The organism is Endozoicomonas sp. SESOKO4 (assembly GCF_024606275.1).
Map to the genome: position 1 here is coordinate 1 of NZ_JAHHPS010000175.1, position 1,118 is coordinate 1,118.

1 protein-coding gene is annotated in these 1,118 nt (G+C 57.1%); it reads right to left on the reverse strand.

The features are described 5' to 3' along the window. Positions 1–1,118, reverse strand: a 1,118-nt coding sequence (locus KDK16_RS03270) for a hypothetical protein (protein ID WP_257274660.1), incomplete at both ends; no start/stop codon positions are given.

Sequence of the window (1,118 nt, forward strand, 5' to 3'; positions counted from 1 at the left end):
CTGCGCCTTCTTCGTACTGAATCTCGATCTCGGTGCCCTGGTCTGGCAAGGCATTCAACACAAAGCCCAGCTCACCCGGGGCATAGTAGACACTGCCTGAGCCATCGCCCGTCAACAGGCCGTTACCCTGATCGGTCAGGGTCTTGGTTTGCTCACTGGCCAGATAGGTGATGACGACACTGCCCGGCTTAATACCCGGCTTCGCAGTGGTGTGCCGAAACGAAAATTTATCCACCGCCACCGAGCCAGTTCGCTGAGTGATTTCGTCATCCGCCTGGGCGATATAGCTGAACACCAGCTTGCTGTCGGGATCGGGCAAACCGTCGAGTGTCACGGCCACGCTGCCAGTGCTGAAGTCCATAGTGCCCGAGCCTAAACCAGCCAGCAGACCATTGCCCTGATCGCTCAGATCTTGCCATTTGCCCAGAGAGATATAGCTGACCACCAGGGTGCCAGGCTTGGGCTTGGCCTCAGCAAAGTTGAAGGTGTAGTTGAAGCCACGATTCTGGGCGGTGATGTCCAGGGTACCACTGATGGCGGCTCCGGTGATGCCAGTGGCTGGCTGGTATAGGGCAGTAGCCGTACTGGTATAGTAACTGCTGTTGCGCCAGACGTTCAGCTCACCACTTTCATAGTCAATGGTCAGGTTGCTGTAGTTATTGGACCCGCTTTTGTGTACCAGCTGGCCAGTTTTGTCGTCTTCGAAGGTGCCACCTTCTAACGACAGAGTCACGGTTCCTGACAAGGCTCCCGTCTGCAGAAAGGCCCTGCTCTGGTTGCCGAAAAGATGCACAAAAGAAAGGCTGACATTGCGCTGGCTGGATGAGGTGGCCACCATCCGTTTGGCGGTGTAGCCCCCGTACTGATCGACCACCGGACTTTCAACCCGGGCGCTGGGCACCAGAGGTGAATAAACGCTGTTGACCTTCAGGGTCAGATCGCCCTGGTTAATGGCTGCTTTGGTTGGCTGGATGCCGTAGTAGCGAGAGGTGTCTGCAATCTGTGTCGACTGCACTGAGGTCTTCGCTTCACTGGCTCCTTGCCCATCCACTGGCATGACGGTCCCCGCAGGTGTCGCAGTGCCACCGGCAAAGCGATCAATCAGCGCCGCACTGATC